The organism is Poseidonibacter lekithochrous (genome assembly GCF_018861145.1).
Taxonomy (GTDB): domain Bacteria; phylum Campylobacterota; class Campylobacteria; order Campylobacterales; family Arcobacteraceae; genus Poseidonibacter; species Poseidonibacter lekithochrous_A.
This window is the reverse complement of the sequence record NZ_JAHKQT010000036.1, coordinates 1-16,461: the sequence shown is the minus strand read 5'-3', so window position 1 is coordinate 16,461 and position 16,461 is coordinate 1. Positions and strand designations below refer to the sequence as shown.

Genomic DNA, 16,461 nt, shown 5'->3' with positions numbered 1-16,461 from the left:
TGATGATACTATTTTCATGAGGAGTTAGTGTGTAGATATTTGGGGATAATAATATTAATATAATTTGATTTTATAAGAGAAAGAAGGAAATATAATCTTCTTCTAGACTTACTATTAAAAAGGGATTAGAGTAAGTCTAGAGTAAAAACTAGCAACTTTTCATGTTGTGATGAGTAGCTTTATGTTCACTTGGATTCATTCCACATAATACTTCATCTTTAGTGTAATTTAATATATAATCTGGTGTATCATTGTGTTCTGCTGGATAAAATGCTAGAAATGCATTTGAATCAATTGTTGATGTTGATGAAACTCTAACTGTATTTAAATCTTGTGTTTTATTATCTTTAAGATAATCTGGTGTATCACTATTTTCTGCTGGGTAGAATGCTAATAAAGTATTTGCGTCAATTACTGATGTTGATGAATCGCTAACTGCATTTAAACTTTCAACTTTATTCTCTAAAAGATAATCTGGAGTATCATTGTTTTCTACTGGATAAAATCCTGTGTAATCATTTTGTGCATATAGTGACACTGCTAATAAACTTGCTAATAAACTTGTAGTTACAATCTTTTTCATTTTAAATCCTTTTGATTTTTTATATGGTGTATTATAAAGATTTAATAAGGAAGGAATGAGGAAAACAATTAATATTTAAAATTTTTAGGAAAAGAACCCTCAATTATGGAATTGAAGGTTTGTAGAAGTATATAAGAAGATAATTATAATCTTTTCATTTTTAATCGTAGAGAATTTAAAATAACGGTAACAGAACTAAAACTCATTGCAATCCCTGCATACATAGGTGTTAACATAATTCCAAAGAATGGATATAAAATACCTGCTGCAATTGGAATACCTAAAGCATTGTATATAAATGCCCAAAATAAATTTTGTTTTACTATCTTCATAGTTTCAATAGATAAGTTTATACTTCTAATAATAGACATTAGTTCATTGTTAATCAAAATAATATCTCCAGCATCCTTACTAATATCAGCTCCTGAATTTAATGTTATACCAATATCTGATTGTTTAATAGATGGAGCATCATTTATTCCATCACCTATAAACATTACTTTACTTTCTTTTTGTAAGTCTTTTATTATTTCATATTTTTGGGTTGGTAGTACTTCACTATATACTGTATCAATATTTAATTGATCAGCAATTTTTGATGCTGTAACTTTATTATCACCAGTTAATAAAATAGGTTTTATATCTAATTTTTTTAAAGCTTTGATTACTTCAACTGCATCTTCTTTTAATGTATCTTCTAAAGAAAAAGAACCAATTGTTTTTTTATTGATTGCAGATAAAATAACTCCATTTGATTTTTCTAGTTCTTTTGTGTAAAAATCTAAATGCTTTTCATCTATTATTACATTATGCTCATCTAAAAGTTTTTTATTCCCAAGAAGAACTTCATCCCCATTTACAATAGCTTTTATACCTTTTCCCGCAAGTATCTCTATATCTTTTATCTCTTGATTTATATTAAAATCTTTCTTTTCTATATAAGAAACAATAGCTTTTGAGATTGGATGTTCACTATATTTTTCAATAGAAGCAATTAGTTCAAAATACTTTTTATCAATATCAGTACTTGATACTACAATCTTACCTTTTGTTAATGTTCCAGTTTTATCAAATACTGCATATTTAATCTCTTTAATTTGTTCTAATATTTCAGGATTCTTAATCAAAATTCCCTCTTTTGCACCTCTACTAACTGAGCTAACAATAGCAATTGGAGTTGCAAGTCCTAATGCACATGGACAAGAGATAATTAAAACACTAATACTTGCAATAATTGCACTTTGAAAATCACCTAAAATAAATCCCCATACTATAAATGTTAAAACAGAAATTCCAATTACACTAGGAACAAAGATATTTGCAATTCTATCAGCAAATCTACTTATAGGTATTTGTTTACTTTGAGCAGATTTCAATAAGTTAATAATTTTTGATAAGGTTGTATCATTAGACTCTTTGATTACACTTACTGTAATTATCCCATTAGTATTTAATGTTCCAGAAAGAACTTCATCTCCAACAGTCTTAAATACAGGAAGAGATTCACCTGAAATCATTGAAGTGTCAATGTCAGCTCCCCCATCTATTATTACTCCATCTGCTGGTATTTTCTCTCCCGTTTTAACTAAAACCTTATCTTCAATTTTTAAACTATTTGCTAAAACATTTTGTATTGAATTATCATCTAAAAGTAAGTTTGCATTATTTGGAGCTAAAGTCATGAGTTTTTTTAAAAAACCACTTGCTTTTTGCTTTGAATTCTCTTCTAGATATCTTCCTAATAAAACAAAACTAATAATAACAGCAGCCCCATCAAAGTATATGAAACGTAAATGCTCAGGGAATAAAGAAGGAAAAAATACTACAACTGTAGAATAGAAGTAAGCAGCACTTGTACCTAAAGCTACTAAAACATTCATGTCATAATTTTTATTGATTACTGATTTGTATGATAATTTGTAAAATCTAGCTCCACAATAAAATTGAACAATAGAAGCTAAACCAAAAATTATATATTTATTTGTATTTTCTGCAATTAAATTAGAAAAAGCTAAAATAAAAATAGCTATAGTAATTGATATAGATATTATAAATATTTTTCTTAGTTTTTTAAAACTTATTAACTGCTCTTTTTCTAATGCATCAAAATCTTCTTCTACTTTATAACCAAGTTTTTCTATATCAAGGGATAGTTTATCTTTTGAATAAATCTTTGTATTAATTTCAAATTCACCTTCATTAGTAGAAAAGCTTACTTTTGTTTTAAGAACACCTTTTTTTTTGTTTAAAAATTTTTCAATACCATTAGAACAATTAACACAAGTCATTCCAGAAATATTAAGGTTTATTTTTTCACTTGACATAACAGCTCCTTATTCTTTAAAAGTAACAATAACAGCTCTCTTATATATTCATCTTTTATATAATAAAAAGACATTTTTTTATCTTTTTTAAAATCTACTATTCCATACTTTTTTAAAGTTCTTAATTGATGGGAGACATGTGATTGTGGTATACCTAAAACATTTACCATCTCTCCAACACAAATTTCATACTCTAATAATGCATATAATATTTTCATTCTAGTTGGATCACTTAGAGCTTTAGAAACATTAGATATAGTAATAAGAGTATCATCATTGGGTAAAGCATCTTTTATATCAGAGATATAACTAATACCTTCACAACAAGAACGAATTAATTTATTAGAATCACCCATTCTAATCCTCTATAATTTGAAATCCAAGATCTGACATTTCTTTTTTAAATTCTGATTCTTGGATATCATCTTTTATTTCAACAATTACTTCTTTTGGATTAGTTTCTAGATTTACTTTTATATCTCCAAATTCATCTTCTAGTGATGCTTTAATTAGATTTGCACAATTAATGCAAGAAATATTTTTTGTTTTAAAGTTTTTAGTCATCATTAAGTCCTTTTAATATGATATATTAATCATATGATTATTATATCATATATATTGGTATCTAAGTTTATTTAGATAGAATAGGTACCACTATATTTATTATAATCACTACAATAATCTTAACTTTTATAATTAAAGTAAATGAATAGGATTAAAGAATCTAACTCGGCAACAATATAAAAAACAATATTCGACGTTCTATATTAAATCTTAAAAATGATACATAATTATAATGGAATATCGCTAATTTATTGGATAACTGAAACAACTTAAAAAAGGAACTACCAGAACTGAGTTCAATCCAGACATCATGCTAAACCTCAAAATACTAAATATATTAAGAGGTGCAATGTGGGTAAAAAATTATTACAAAGATAAGTTATAAAAATAAGTTCAACAACCTGTAACTTTTGGAGAATGTTCAAAAATTCAACTCTTGCTAGAACAATCTTTTCATTTGTAAAAACTGCTTCAAAAATAATATTAACAAATTGATGATTATCAAGTATTAAAACTAAACCTTCACTTTTTTAACTTTAACAGTAAATAAAGCTCCATCTTCTATATTTATTACATTTATAACCCCACTCATATTTCTTTCAATAATATTTTTCGACATATACAAACCAATACCAGTACCTTGTGTTTTATGTCTTGTTGTAAAATATGGTTCAAAAATTTTATTTATTATTTTTTTTTCAACACCACCTGCATTATCTGTGATTTTTACAATTGCAAAATTTTCACCCTCTTTTATTTCTATATTAATTTTTGGGTTTTCAATCTTTCTTTCAATCAATATATCCTTTGCATTACTTAAAACATTTAAAATAACTTGTGAATATTCATTTTTATATCCAAAGATTTTTGTATCCTCTATGAGATTAAAAGTTACCTTTATTTCATGATATTTAAGTGAAGACTCTAAAATATTATAAGCATCGATACAAGCTTTTTCAATTGAAAACTCTTCTTTTACACCTTGTGGTTTAAAGAAATTCTGGAAATCTGATATTGTTTGTGACATATAAGATGTTAGTTTATTTGCTTCTTTAATTTTTGTATCTATATACTCTTTTGTAAATTTATCAAAATCATAAGTAATTTTCATATTCATATGAATTGCAGAAATTTGAGATAATGGCTGTCTCCATTGATGTGCAATATTTCCAATCATTTCACCCATTGAAGCTAACTTACTTTGTTGTATCAAAATTTGTTCTTGCTCAAGTCTACTATTAATTTCTTTTTGAATTTTCTCTTCAAGATTATCCATCATATTATTCATCATAATTTTTAATTCATTTAAAGCTTCATTATTACTATCTTTAGTAAGTCTTGTTCCTAAGTTTCCACTTTTAATATTTTCTAATACCTTAGTTGCATTCTTAATCAATATTTCATTATTTTCAATGTTCTTTTGAATATTTGCAACATTTAGATTTATAGTAGTTGCCATTTGATTAAACTCATCTTTGGAATCAATTTCAATCTTTTTTACACTCTTTTTTTCATGATTTAAGTAGGCAAAAAAGTCACTTAGTCCAGTTTGAACAGTATGAATTGAATTAATTATATTAGTTGCAACTAGCCATCCAATTATTGTTGTAAGTATAAATAGAAATAATACATAAAAAAGAATTGATATCTTTAACTCAAGTGTTTGATCGACAGCTGATGAATAAGCTATTGTCGAGTTATTTAAATACTTACTTTGAATTTTTAGTAGATTATCAATAAGTAATTGAAACTGCTGCCTACTTGTAGTAGTAACATTTATATAAGCACCCTCTTCAAACTCATTTTTCAAATATAGTTTTGTTTGTGAAATAAAACCCTTATAACTTTCCCACATTTCAGAAACTTTTTTTTCATTAACTTTTATTTTCTTTAACTCTTTATCTAAATCATTTATCAATATTCCTAAATCTATATTTATATGATCTCTAATAGAACTATTAGGTGCCATTACCAAAGATTGAGTAAGTTCTCTTAACTTATATAAAGGAGTAATAATCTTATCTTGTAAAGACAATACATCTTGTGATTTTCCATGAACTACTTTTAAAGTTTCTTTATTATGTTCACTTAATTCAATTGCTTTATAAGCTAATAATCCAATTGATATACACATGATAAAGAACAGTAAAGCTAATTTAAATTTGATATTTAATTTATTTAAAAGTTTCATATTTTACTCTTTTTGGTTTTATTGCTTTTTTTAGTTCTTCTTTATATTGACTTTCCTTAGGTCTAAGGGACCAGTGGTTATTACTAATTTCTATTTCCCATAAGGGAATAATTCCACCTTCATAGGGTTTATAAATAACCTCTTTATTTACAGCAGTTACTTTATTTATTGAGGGAACTGTTAATGTATATGCTTTATCTTTTGCTCTAAAAAGTATATTTTTAACTACTTCTTCATATTCATTACTATTTATCTTTGTAGTAAAAAACTTTTTTATATGCTCTTGCATTAAATCATCTTTTCCAATTGTTGACCAAGAACCAGATGTTTCATAAATAAAGAAAACAGACCAAGGGTTCTTGTAATACCAATCATCATCACCCCATATTAGTAAATCCCAATTTTTATCATTTTTATTTTTATTTGTTTTTAAAAGCTGTTCATAAATATCTTTTTCACTATTAGTAATTTTATAATTAAACTTTACGCCATATTTTTTTAATTGATACTCTATTCCTTTTAGTAAAAACATAAATCTATCTTGAGTAAAGATTGATAATTCCAAACCATTAAGTAATTTATTTAATTCATCTTTTGTTAATTTCTCTTCTTTATATTTGTAATTCTTAGCAACTTTTTTAACAATATCATAATTAATAGATGTCGTAAAAGGTGATATTTTTCCTTCGTTTTTATAAACAAAGTTAAGTAGATTCTCTTGATTTAAGGCTTGATTTAGTGCTTTTCTTAAGTTTTGATTCTGAAGTTTTTGATTTCCATTTAAAAGATTAAAAAATATTACAAAATTATTTGTTGTCTCTGAAACAATAAGCTTTGAATATGGAGACAATAAAACTTCAATCTTCTTATTAAAAGGGATAGGCATTAAGTCAAGTTTTCCCTCATACTTTGTAATATCTTCTATTGCTTTATTTACATCTAACTGTGTGTAAACGGTAATCCTTTGTATTTTAGGAAATTCTTTATTCCAATAATATGGATTTGCCACAAGCTCTAATTTCTCTGTTTGTTTTTTTCCTAAAGCAAAACCTCTTTGTAAAATATATGGACCCATACCAAAAGCACCTGCTTGTTTTGTAGCAGTTCCTGTTTCTGCTCCTACTGGATTATATTTTTCTATATACTCTTTTGTATAAAAATATACACGAGACAAATCTGTTAAGAACATCTCATATTTTTCTTTTAAAACAATTTTAAATCTTTTTTCATCAAGTTTTATAATATCAAAGTCAACTTTGTCAATATTTGTATAAAGTATTGGATTTTTTTTAAAGAATTCAAGATTGAAAAGGACATCATCTATAGTAAAATCTTTTCCATTTTGAAATTTTAAATTTTCTCGTAGTTCAAAAACATAAGTATATTCATCAACTCTTTTATGAGATTTAGCCAAATCATAAACCCAACCTTGTTTATTATCATAAGATCTAATTAATCCTGAATTTGTTGATTTTGCTATATAAGAATAAGGAATTGAAGGTAGAAAAATATTTATATGAGATTTTGGATTTAAAGGTTTTGCTTTATTAAAATTTGTGCTATCTTCTCTAAATTCAAATTTAGATACTAAGTGTTCTTGTGAAAAAGAACTTATATATGTAAAAATTAATAATAGTACAATTTTATACAAGCCTATACCCTACACCTGAGAGATTAAAAATCAAATCTGTGGGGAGTTTTTTTCTTAAATTTCTCACAAGTGATCTTAATGCACTATCAGTCATAATATCATCTCCCCAAACTTTTTCTTGAAGCTCTTCATAATTTACAATTCTATTTTGATTTGATATTAAAACTTCTAAGAACATCATCTCTTTTTTATTTAATATAATATTTTCATTTTTGTATTTTAACTCTTTTTTATCATAATCATAGATATAATTTTTATCAACTTCTAAAACTATTTCTTTATTTAAATCTAAAACTTCTACACATTTTTCTAATACTTCAAATAAAGGTTCTAACTCAATAGGTTTTACAATATATTTTTCCATATGTAACTCAACAGCCTCAAGTAAGTACTCTTTATCAGTATGAGCTGTTATCATTACAACTGGTATATCTCTATTTGTTTCTCTAACCTTTTTTATAAATTCAAGTCCATTTATATTTGGCATATGAATATCACTTAAAATGATGTCAGGTTTCTTTTCTGAATAAATATCGTATCCTTCTTTACCATCATTAGCTTCATAAACTTCTTTTAAATAGTATCTTAAAGAATCTGCAATATTCTGTCTTAATCCTACCTCGTCCTCAGCATAAAGAAGAGTTAGACTTTGTAATTTTTCAATTATATCTTTAGTCATTTACTCTCCTTTTTCCTAATTATACTTAATTTTTACTTTTTTGCTTTTGGGTAAAATCCGTTATTTGATGTAGCTTTTACAAATCTTGCTAAATATGCTGCTTCTTGGTCATCAAGTTGAGCGAAACCATTCATTGTTTGTAAAATTGCATCCCATTCTAACATAGAGTGTTCTTCTGGTGCATGAGCTGCATGACACTGTGTACAGTTTTCATAAAAGAACTCTTCATGTTCTTCCCAAATCTCAAGTGGATTACTAGATAAATAACCTTTTTCAATAATTGCTTGAACTTTTTTTATTTCACCATCTTTTCCAAAACTGCTTTTTTCTACTGATGCTAATAAAAGTGATTTGTCTTTATTAATATATAGTTTATCACCAAAAACCATTCCTGAAATTTCAACTAATGAATTTTTAGCATCAACATCTTTTAATACTTTTACAGGAGTACCAATATAAAGCTTAGCTTTATTATTGTCAATTTTTGCATCTGTTGTTTGGAAGATATACATCTCACTAGCACTTGCAAGGGAAAAACTTCCCACTGCAAGTAATGTTATTAATAATTTTTTTAAAATAGCTTTCATAATTATGCTCCTTGAATTTTTGGTGGGTTATATGCTATATTTGGCGTAACAACATCCACTTTTTTGATTGAAATTAATGTCGAGTTTGCAGTTGTTGCATTTGCCATTTGTGATGTTGGTCTTGAGGAAGTTAATACATTAACTTGTCCAGAGTTACATCTTGAATTCTCTTTTGAACTATCTTCAGGAGAGTACCAAGCACCTTCTTCAATTGCAGCAACACCATCTCTTATTGTATTTGTAACTACAACACCAGCTAAAATACTTCCTCGATTATTGTAAACTTCAACAATCTCACCATCTTTTACACCAAATTTTTTAGCATCATTTGGAGAAATTCTAATTGGCTCTCTTCCTTGTACTTTATGCACATTTTGTACCCATGTATTATCCAATTGTGTATGAATTCTATATGTTGGGTGTGGTGATACTAAGTGTAGGGGATATTTTTTTGCTAACTCTTTATTCCCTAACCATTCTTCTGGTTCCATCCACATTGCATGACCTTTAAAGTCTTTATATCCATAGCTTTCAAATTTTTCTGAGAAGATTTGAATTTTTCCAGTTTCAGTTTTAAGTGCATTTGCTACAGGGTCTTTTCTAAATGCTTCATGTCTAACATATTTTCTAGCTTCCGCTGGAATTTCATAATGAACACTTCCTTTTTCCCAGAAATCTTCAAAAGATATATTCATTACTTTTTTAGCGTATGATCTTTTATATAATCTTTCAATCCATTGCATAGGAGTTCTATCTCTTGTAAACCTTTTTTCAGTTCCAAATCTTTTTGCTAGTTCTGTAAAAATTTCGTAATCATCTTTTGATTCATATCTAGCATCAACTATTTTTCTCATTGCATAAATTCTATCATTTGAATATGACATACCAGAAGCTATATCATCTCTCTCCATAGTTGTAGTTGCAGGAAATACTATATCAGCCATTTTAGCTGTTGGAGTCCACCAAGGTTCTATAACAACAACAGTATCTAACTTTCTCATAGCTTTTATCAATTCATTAACATTTGGTTGGTGTCCAATTGGTGAACCACCTGCACTTAACATAAATTCAACTTTTGGGTACTTAATAGTTTTACCTTTATAAGTAACAGTTTCACCTGGTTTATTAATTAAATCACTCATTCTTGAAGCTGGAATAGTAAGAGTTACCGCACCACCTTTTCCTTGACTTAATCCACCAACAGTTCTTTTTCCAGAAGCAGCATCACCACCTCCTTCATAATGCATTGAGAAACCAAATCCACCACCAGGTAATCCAATTTGTCCAAGCATAGAAGCTAAAGTAATAATAGACCAATCAACTTGCTCTCCATGTGCTGCTCTTTGCATTGCCCAGTTTCCAGCTATCATTGTTCTTTTTGATACCATTGTATCAGCTAATTGTTCAATAGTTTTAGCAGGTACTTCAGTTAATTTTTCAGCCCATTTAGGAGTTTTTTCAATTCCGTCTGTTTTTCCTAAAAGGTATGGTAAAAATTTATCAAATCCATGAGTATATTGTTCAATAAATGCTTTATCATATTTACCAGTTTTATATAAGTGATTCATCATAGCCATCATCATAGCAACATCAGAACCTGGTCTAATTTTAATCCAATCAGCTTTAAATTCTGAAGCTGAAGTTGTATAAATTGGGTCAATAGAAATAAATTTAATTCCTGCTTTTTTATACTCTTCATATGCATCATAACATCTATGATTTGGTACAGAATAACCCGCTCTATTAGTTTTATATAAATCAGCTCCCCATAAAACCATAACTTCAGTATTTTTAATAATTTGCTCATGTGCAGTTTGAATAGAATAAACTTCCATATCCCCAACAATTCCTGGATTTACAGGACCAGCTGCACCATTTGAATACTCACCAGCAGTTCCAACAGCTCCACCAATTTGATTGAAGAATCTTCCAGCTAAAACATTTGGTTTAAATGCACCAGGAATAGACCAACCACCATAAGATGCGTTATAAAGTGCTTCATTTCCACCATTTTTTTGTGCTTTTTTAATTGCATTTGCAGCTAAATCTAGTGCAGTTTCCCATGAAACTCTAACAAATTCTTCTTTACCTCTTAAGTCACCTCGACCTTTTCCTTCTAAGTAAGATTTTCTTACTACTGGATATTTAACTCTTGAATTTGAACTATTTCTATCCGCTAAACTTTTTACAAGAACTGTTGGATTTGCATCTGAATCTAATTGAGATGTTATGTCTACAATTTTTCCATCCCTTACGTGAGCGTAAAAAGCACCAAAGTGAGATGCACTTGGTATTTTTGCAGTTTTTGATTCTAAAATATTTGCAACAGCACCACTCATTCCACCACTAGCAGCTATTGCAGCTGTACCAATTGCACCTTTTTTTAAAAAGTTTCTTCTTTCAATTTTCATCTTTTTTCCTTGTCTTGGATTAATTATGAAAGAAGTGTAACAATAAAAAAGAGCAAAATAATCGATTAATCTACTTTTTCACTCTTGATTTATAAATCCTTTGGTATGCTTTCATAATAATTTTATATATAAATATTTTTAGGATAGTTAATGTTAATACTTACATATTTTCTTATTGCTGTTGGTGTCTCTTTTTTATGTTCTATTTTAGAAGCTGTACTTTTATCAATTAGTGCTTCACATATAGAGCTTGTTAAACAAGAAAATAACAAACTTGGTAAGGAAATGCAAAAACAAAAAAAAGATATAGATTTTTCAATTGCTGCAATTTTGACACTAAATACTTTTGCACATACATTAGGTGCTGCTGGTGTTGGTAATGAAGCGGCAAAGATGTTTGGGGAAGATTATATGTTTCATATTTCTGCAGTTCTTACTCTATTAATTTTAGTTTTTTCAGAGATTATTCCTAAAACATTAGGGGCTTATTATTGGAGAAGTTTATCTGGATTTTCAACTAGAACTATAAAATTATTAATCTTTATAACATATCCATTATTAATAGTTTTAAATAAAATCACTAACTATATTACTCCGAAAGAAAAAGAAGTTATTACAAAAGAAGAAATAATAGCAACTGCAAACATTGCAGAAGAAAGTGGTATTTTAAAAGAAAAAGAAAGTGGAGTTATTGAAAACCTTTTACAATTAAATGATATAAAAGTAAGAGATATATTTACGCCAAGAAGTGTACTTTTTTCTGTACAAAGAGATGATATAATCAATAGTTTTAAAACACATGAAATTTTAGATTTAGAGAAATTCAAAGAGTATTCAAGAGTTCCTGTTTATGGAAAAGATATTGATGATATTATAGGTGTTGTTATTTCAAAAGAGTATTTTTATGAGTATATTGAAAACAATATTGAAGATAAAGAGAAGATTATAAAACCTATTTTTAGTGTAAGTGAAAATATATCTATTTCTAAATTAATAAATCTTTTTCTAATTAAAAAAGAGCATATGTTTATTGTTGTTGACAACTATGAACAAACAAAAGGTGTTGTAACATTAGAAGATGCAGTTGAGACACTTTTAGGTGTTGAAATTGTTGATGAGTTAGATACAAATATAGATATGAGAGAAGTTGCAAGAACTAAAATGAGAGAAATTAGACGAATAAAAAATAAATAACATTAGCGATGGTATTCCTGATACATTATTTGATGATATAAAAATATACACTACTTAATAGTATGTAATGGCACTTAAACGTCACCTATTTATTATGAACTCTATTTTTGACTTTTTCATTAGGTTTTTTTATATGTTCTATGGAATTAAGATTCTTTTCAATTAACAAATATTGTTTATATTCGTGTTTAACTAATTTAGTTGGATTCTTTATAAACTTAACAAATTTATAATCTTTTTTTAGAACTTCAAATTGAACTTTTTCAGTGGGATTCTTAATATCTTTAATGTGTTGAATATCTTTATTAAATGCCATTAACTGAATTTCTTCACTAACATTATCAAAGTCCCCTATTCTAGATATATCGTTTATTAAAATAAATTCTGAATAATCACCCATACAACCACTTTCTTCTATTTTCATAAAAGGATAACACTTAATTGTTTTCCCTTTTTCATATTCTTTAATTTGCTTAAATGAATAACGACCTTTAAAAAGTCTAGTACTAACTCTTTGAAAAATATATTCAAACCCATTGTATTTTTGTCCATCTTTATAAGTTATATTTGTAAAAACACTTGGTAAATAAGATAATTTTTCAAGGCCACTAAGACCTACTTTACGATACAAGTCAACATTTTCTAAAATATTATAATCAATGATTTTACCATCTTCAATACTTCCATCTTCATACGTAGCATTAATTCTAATTTTCCCAGATTCCGTATATCTTTTAACATCACCATCAAGAACTTTTCTTCCATCAACCATTTTATATTCATAAATAGCCTTTATCTGACCATTATCATAATATTCTTTTTTTTCTTTATTGAAAAAACCTGCATATACTGAGCTACTTAACATAAGTAAAACTAACCCACTTGTTTTTAAATCAAAATACACTTAATCCCCCCTCTTCTTTTATATAAATCTTAAATTAATAATCGTAATTCTTTGTCTATTATAGATATTTAGTTATGAATATTGTCCAAAGTTAATTGATGGCATTTCTAAACGTGTAAAATCTAAAAAATCTTCTTCTGTAGATACTATAATTGTTCTTCTATCCCATTGTATTTCAAGAAATATTCCTTCTAAATCTTTTATTAGATGTTCTCTTGTCTTATAAATTAAAGTATTAGATAAATTGTTTTCTCCATTTATATTTTCATTTTCATAAAAATCATTTGCCCTACTCTTACACTGATTGAACATGAAAATTTTAGTGCTTATTTATATTTACTTTTTATTAGTTCTTCAACAATATCTAATGAAACATTTTCCATTATATTTATAATTGTCTTTTCTTTTGAGAATAATGTTATTTTATTTTTCTTCTTTAATAATATATTAGTATTAAGATAAATACTGAATAGTTTATCTAAGTCATATTCATCAATAAACTTAAACTTGTTAAAAGAGTACCCTCTTTCTTTCATATCCTGGATTAACAGAATAACTATCAAGTCTGGTATCCATTTAAGACTTTCTGTGTCATTAGTTTTAGCAATAATTGAAAATTTTAATTTTTCTGCACAAAGATTATAAAAATAATGAGAACTATCAATTAGTTTCGCTTTTGATAAACTTTTTTTATCTTTTTGTTGATTATTAATTATATATTGGATTTTGTCAATTGTTAGTATAGATTTTTGAATGTCCTTTTGGAGACTTTTCATATTATTAAAAATTAAATTTTTTTCATTTATAGATAAGTTTTCAATTAATTCTTCGCTTTCACCACTTTCTTCAGCATTTAGATAATTATCAATTAACATATCACACATTATTAAAATTACTTCACATTTTAAATCTTTTAGAGTGAATCTCTTTTGTAATAAATATGTTTTTAGGTATTTTTGTTTTTCAATAATATTGGGTTTTATCTGCTTAGTTTTCTTTTTTGACATACTTATTCTTTATTAATATTTTTACTATTAATATCTTAGCATAAAAAAGTATTCGTTCTAAAACGAATACTTTTTTAAAATTAGTAATTTATAGTCATATATTACTTGATATGAAATTATTATTATGATAAAATACACAATAATAATTACTCGTTCTAGAACGAATAAAGGAACAACATGAGCAAAAATGTATTAGGTGAAGTATATGGAGTTACAGTTCAAAAAGGTGGCGTAGGGAAATCTACCTTTTCACAGGCACTTGCATATTCATTTGCTAATCAAGGTTATAAAACAGTATTAGTAGATTTAGATCCTCAGTCAACGTTAACTGGTGCTTTTTTTGGATACTCATATGGAGCTTTTTCTCAAACTGAAGAACATGGTTCAATTGAATATGATGTGAGTAATATAACAAATATTTTTAGAGATACTGAAGTAGAGCCAATTATAGTAAAAACTACGAAACATTTAGTTAATCCAGAAAAAGGAAAAATGTTACAGCCTCATTACTTAGAAGAAGAAATGGAAATAGATTTTTATCCTTCTAATTATCAATTATTATCTGCAACAGAATCAGATGATTTTACGAGAGAAAAAAAGATTCAATTATTATATAAGTTTATTGATTCATTAAAAGGTAAATACGATAAAATTGTTATTGATTCTCCACCTTCATTTGGTATCATTACAACATCTATTTTAAAAGCTGCAAAAGCTATATTAATTCCAATTCCTACTAAAAATGTAGATACTGACGGTATGGTAGGCTTTTTTAGAACATTAGATAAGATTTATTTAACAGAAGAATTACAAGGACTTTCTAAAATAGTCCTGATTCCAAATATGTTTGATAAACGAGTTACAGATGCAAAAGAAACACTTGCAGAAATAAAAAGAATCCCTAACCTACTCCATGAAACTAAAAATCTAAGAAATTTAAGTTGTAAAGTGATGGATCCATTTCCTCAAAAAGCATGTATTCAAGAAGCCCCTAGTTTCAAACTGTTTTTAGCTCCTTACATAATGGATTTTAATAGGTCACAAAATCAAGACCTAATTTTGAAGATTGATAATATTGCAAAAGAATTAACTAAGTAGTTAATTTCCAAAAAGGATTAAAGAAATGGCAAAAAAGAAACCACAAAGAACAACTTCTATTGATAATACAATTGAACAATTAAAAACTGAACAAGATACTATTTTAAAGAACTCTACTGAAATAACACTTGTAGAAATTTCAAGAATCAAAGAATTATCATTAGAAAACGATATTTTAATGCATAATAGAATTTCATATTCAAAAACAAAACTACTTGAACTTGCTGAAAACATCTCTAACTTAGCTAATGAGAATACAGGTATATTAGGTACTGGTTTATTAAATCCTGTAATGCTTAGAATTAATAATGGTGTATTAGAAAGAATTCATGGTGAAAATAGAATAAAAGCCATCAAATTAAATGGTACTACAACCGTTCCTGCAATCATTTTAGAGAATGTATCAGATGAACTTGCAAGATTCATGAGATCAAGTGAAAATTTAAATAGAGAAGATTTAAACGTGTACGATGAAACTCTATCTATTTTAGAACATATTCAACTAGCATGTGGATTTGAAAGTATTGAAAAAGTGAAAGTTTTTATAAATAAAATTAAAAACTTTCAAGCAGGAAAAACTACATTAAATGATATTGAAAAAAATCTACTAACTCAAGTAAGCAAAGTATTTGAGAAAATAGGGCGGTTTGATATTATTACTTTTGTAGATAGGTTATCTGTATTAAAACTAAATCCATTAATTAAACAAGCATTAGTAGATGATCTAATTAGTTATACTCAAGCGAAAGTGATTAAAAGTAAATTAACTACAGACGATGAAATAATTAAAATATTAGAAATGTTAAAACATAAAAAAATCTCTGCAAATGATTTACGTAAAATATTGGATAAGTTAAAAAATTCTACTGACACTAAAAATATAGATAATAGAACCATTTTACTTAATTCAGTATCTAAACAATCAAAATCTATTAGTAAACAAAAGTATCTATCTTTAAATAATGATGAGAAAGAATTTGTAGATCAAAAATTAAAAGAAATAGAAAAAATTTATTATCAAATAGAAAATAAAATAAATAAATAAATAACTCTCTTTAAAGAGAGAGTTTATTAATTTTTATAAAGCTTTTTATAAAGACTTTATATGAATCTCTCTAGACACTATAGTATAGGTCCTAGAGGGTATTTACTTACATAAGATATGAGAAACTCTACATCTCATTCTAGATGTTATAACTTACCATATGAGAAACTCTACATCTCATTCTAGATGTTATAACTTATCATATGAGAATAAATATTATAGA

Annotated in this window: 15 protein-coding genes; 3 read left to right on the top strand and 12 right to left on the bottom strand. The window is 26.7% G+C overall.

Going from position 1 to position 16,461, the window contains the following annotated elements; all coding sequences use genetic code 11:
- Positions 1–148 precede the first annotated feature (148 nt).
- From KO488_RS12695 to KO488_RS12655, 9 genes are all read right to left on the bottom strand, one after another.
- Positions 149–583, bottom strand: coding sequence for a hypothetical protein (locus KO488_RS12695; RefSeq protein WP_216059184.1), 435 nt, complete (start codon positions 581–583; stop codon positions 149–151).
- Between the two features lie 143 nt (positions 584–726).
- A complete protein-coding gene (locus KO488_RS12690) occupies positions 727–2,907 on the bottom strand; it encodes a heavy metal translocating P-type ATPase (protein ID WP_216059183.1) in 2,181 nt (726 codons plus the stop codon).
- Positions 2,889–3,263 carry an ArsR/SmtB family transcription factor gene (locus tag KO488_RS12685; RefSeq protein WP_216059182.1) on the bottom strand — a complete coding sequence of 125 codons (375 nt, stop codon included), beginning with the start codon at positions 3,261–3,263 and terminating at the stop codon, positions 2,889–2,891. The genes KO488_RS12690 and KO488_RS12685 overlap by 19 nt, the downstream gene beginning before the upstream one ends.
- 1 nt (position 3,264) lies before the next feature.
- Positions 3,265–3,471 carry a heavy-metal-associated domain-containing protein gene (locus KO488_RS12680; protein WP_216059181.1) on the bottom strand — a complete coding sequence of 69 codons (207 nt, stop codon included), beginning with the start codon at positions 3,469–3,471 and terminating at the stop codon, positions 3,265–3,267.
- Positions 3,472–3,985: 514 nt separating this feature from the next.
- Entirely contained in the window at positions 3,986–5,662 is a 1,677-nt protein-coding gene (locus tag KO488_RS12675) for an ATP-binding protein (RefSeq protein WP_216059180.1), read from the bottom strand.
- Positions 5,646–7,313 carry an ABC transporter substrate-binding protein gene (locus KO488_RS12670; protein WP_216059179.1) on the bottom strand — a complete coding sequence of 556 codons (1,668 nt, stop codon included), beginning with the start codon at positions 7,311–7,313 and terminating at the stop codon, positions 5,646–5,648. Before KO488_RS12670 ends, KO488_RS12675 begins: the two co-directional genes overlap by 17 nt.
- Positions 7,306–7,992: a response regulator transcription factor gene (locus KO488_RS12665; RefSeq protein WP_216059178.1), complete on the bottom strand. Its 687-nt coding sequence runs from the start codon at positions 7,990–7,992 to the stop codon at positions 7,306–7,308. Before KO488_RS12665 ends, KO488_RS12670 begins: the two co-directional genes overlap by 8 nt.
- Positions 7,993–8,024: 32 nt before the next feature.
- Positions 8,025–8,579, bottom strand: coding sequence for a hypothetical protein (locus KO488_RS12660; RefSeq protein WP_216059177.1), 555 nt, complete (start codon positions 8,577–8,579; stop codon positions 8,025–8,027).
- 2 nt (positions 8,580–8,581) lie between these two features.
- Entirely contained in the window at positions 8,582–10,990 is a 2,409-nt protein-coding gene (locus KO488_RS12655; protein WP_216059176.1) for a molybdopterin-dependent oxidoreductase, read from the bottom strand.
- 150 nt (positions 10,991–11,140) lie between these two features.
- Between KO488_RS12655 and KO488_RS12650 the strand changes: the two genes are divergently transcribed.
- On the top strand, positions 11,141–12,184 hold the full coding sequence (locus KO488_RS12650; protein WP_216059175.1) for a CNNM domain-containing protein: 1,044 nt from the start codon (positions 11,141–11,143) through the stop codon (positions 12,182–12,184).
- 85 nt (positions 12,185–12,269) lie between these two features.
- Here KO488_RS12650 and KO488_RS12645 read toward each other — a convergent pair whose 3' ends face one another.
- The 3 genes from KO488_RS12645 to KO488_RS12635 all read right to left on the bottom strand — a co-directional run bounded on the left by KO488_RS12645 (position 12,270) and on the right by KO488_RS12635 (position 14,095).
- Positions 12,270–13,088, bottom strand: coding sequence for a hypothetical protein (locus KO488_RS12645; RefSeq protein WP_216059174.1), 819 nt, complete (start codon positions 13,086–13,088; stop codon positions 12,270–12,272).
- Between the two features lie 72 nt (positions 13,089–13,160).
- Positions 13,161–13,400 (bottom strand): hypothetical protein, encoded by a 240-nt coding sequence (locus tag KO488_RS12640; RefSeq protein WP_216059173.1) that lies wholly within the window; start codon positions 13,398–13,400, stop codon positions 13,161–13,163.
- A 14-nt stretch (positions 13,401–13,414) separates the two neighbouring features.
- Positions 13,415–14,095: a hypothetical protein gene (locus tag KO488_RS12635; protein ID WP_216059172.1), complete on the bottom strand. Its 681-nt coding sequence runs from the start codon at positions 14,093–14,095 to the stop codon at positions 13,415–13,417.
- Positions 14,096–14,272: 177 nt separating this feature from the next.
- On the opposite strand from KO488_RS12635, the gene KO488_RS12630 reads away from it, so the two are divergent.
- Together KO488_RS12630 and KO488_RS12625 are read left to right on the top strand one after the other, a co-directional pair.
- The gene (locus KO488_RS12630; protein ID WP_216059171.1) at positions 14,273–15,193 is read left to right on the top strand and encodes a ParA family protein; all 921 of its coding nucleotides are present in this window, start codon (positions 14,273–14,275) and stop codon (positions 15,191–15,193) included.
- Between the two features lie 25 nt (positions 15,194–15,218).
- Complete coding sequence (locus KO488_RS12625; RefSeq protein WP_216059170.1) at positions 15,219–16,238, top strand: ParB/RepB/Spo0J family partition protein; 1,020 nt, start codon at positions 15,219–15,221, stop codon at positions 16,236–16,238.
- Positions 16,239–16,461 lie beyond the last annotated feature (223 nt).

What these genes read in the sequence shown, in the direction of transcription:
- KO488_RS12625 (WP_216059170.1), top strand. Translation starts at nt 15,219, where the DNA reads ATGGCAAAAAAGAAACCACAAAGAACAACTTCTATTGATAATACAATT.
- KO488_RS12665 (WP_216059178.1), bottom strand. Translation starts at nt 7,992, where the DNA reads ATGACTAAAGATATAATTGAAAAATTACAAAGTCTAACTCTTCTTTAT.
- KO488_RS12680 (WP_216059181.1), bottom strand. Translation starts at nt 3,471, where the DNA reads ATGACTAAAAACTTTAAAACAAAAAATATTTCTTGCATTAATTGTGCA.
- KO488_RS12640 (WP_216059173.1), bottom strand. Translation starts at nt 13,400, where the DNA reads ATGTTCAATCAGTGTAAGAGTAGGGCAAATGATTTTTATGAAAATGAA.
- KO488_RS12655 (WP_216059176.1), bottom strand. Translation starts at nt 10,990, where the DNA reads ATGAAAATTGAAAGAAGAAACTTTTTAAAAAAAGGTGCAATTGGTACA.
- KO488_RS12685 (WP_216059182.1), bottom strand. Translation starts at nt 3,263, where the DNA reads ATGGGTGATTCTAATAAATTAATTCGTTCTTGTTGTGAAGGTATTAGT.
- KO488_RS12630 (WP_216059171.1), top strand. Translation starts at nt 14,273, where the DNA reads ATGAGCAAAAATGTATTAGGTGAAGTATATGGAGTTACAGTTCAAAAA.
- KO488_RS12695 (WP_216059184.1), bottom strand. Translation starts at nt 583, where the DNA reads ATGAAAAAGATTGTAACTACAAGTTTATTAGCAAGTTTATTAGCAGTG.
- KO488_RS12675 (WP_216059180.1), bottom strand. Translation starts at nt 5,662, where the DNA reads ATGAAACTTTTAAATAAATTAAATATCAAATTTAAATTAGCTTTACTG.
- KO488_RS12635 (WP_216059172.1), bottom strand. Translation starts at nt 14,095, where the DNA reads ATGTCAAAAAAGAAAACTAAGCAGATAAAACCCAATATTATTGAAAAA.
- KO488_RS12690 (WP_216059183.1), bottom strand. Translation starts at nt 2,907, where the DNA reads ATGTCAAGTGAAAAAATAAACCTTAATATTTCTGGAATGACTTGTGTT.
- KO488_RS12660 (WP_216059177.1), bottom strand. Translation starts at nt 8,579, where the DNA reads ATGAAAGCTATTTTAAAAAAATTATTAATAACATTACTTGCAGTGGGA.
- KO488_RS12650 (WP_216059175.1), top strand. Translation starts at nt 11,141, where the DNA reads ATGTTAATACTTACATATTTTCTTATTGCTGTTGGTGTCTCTTTTTTA.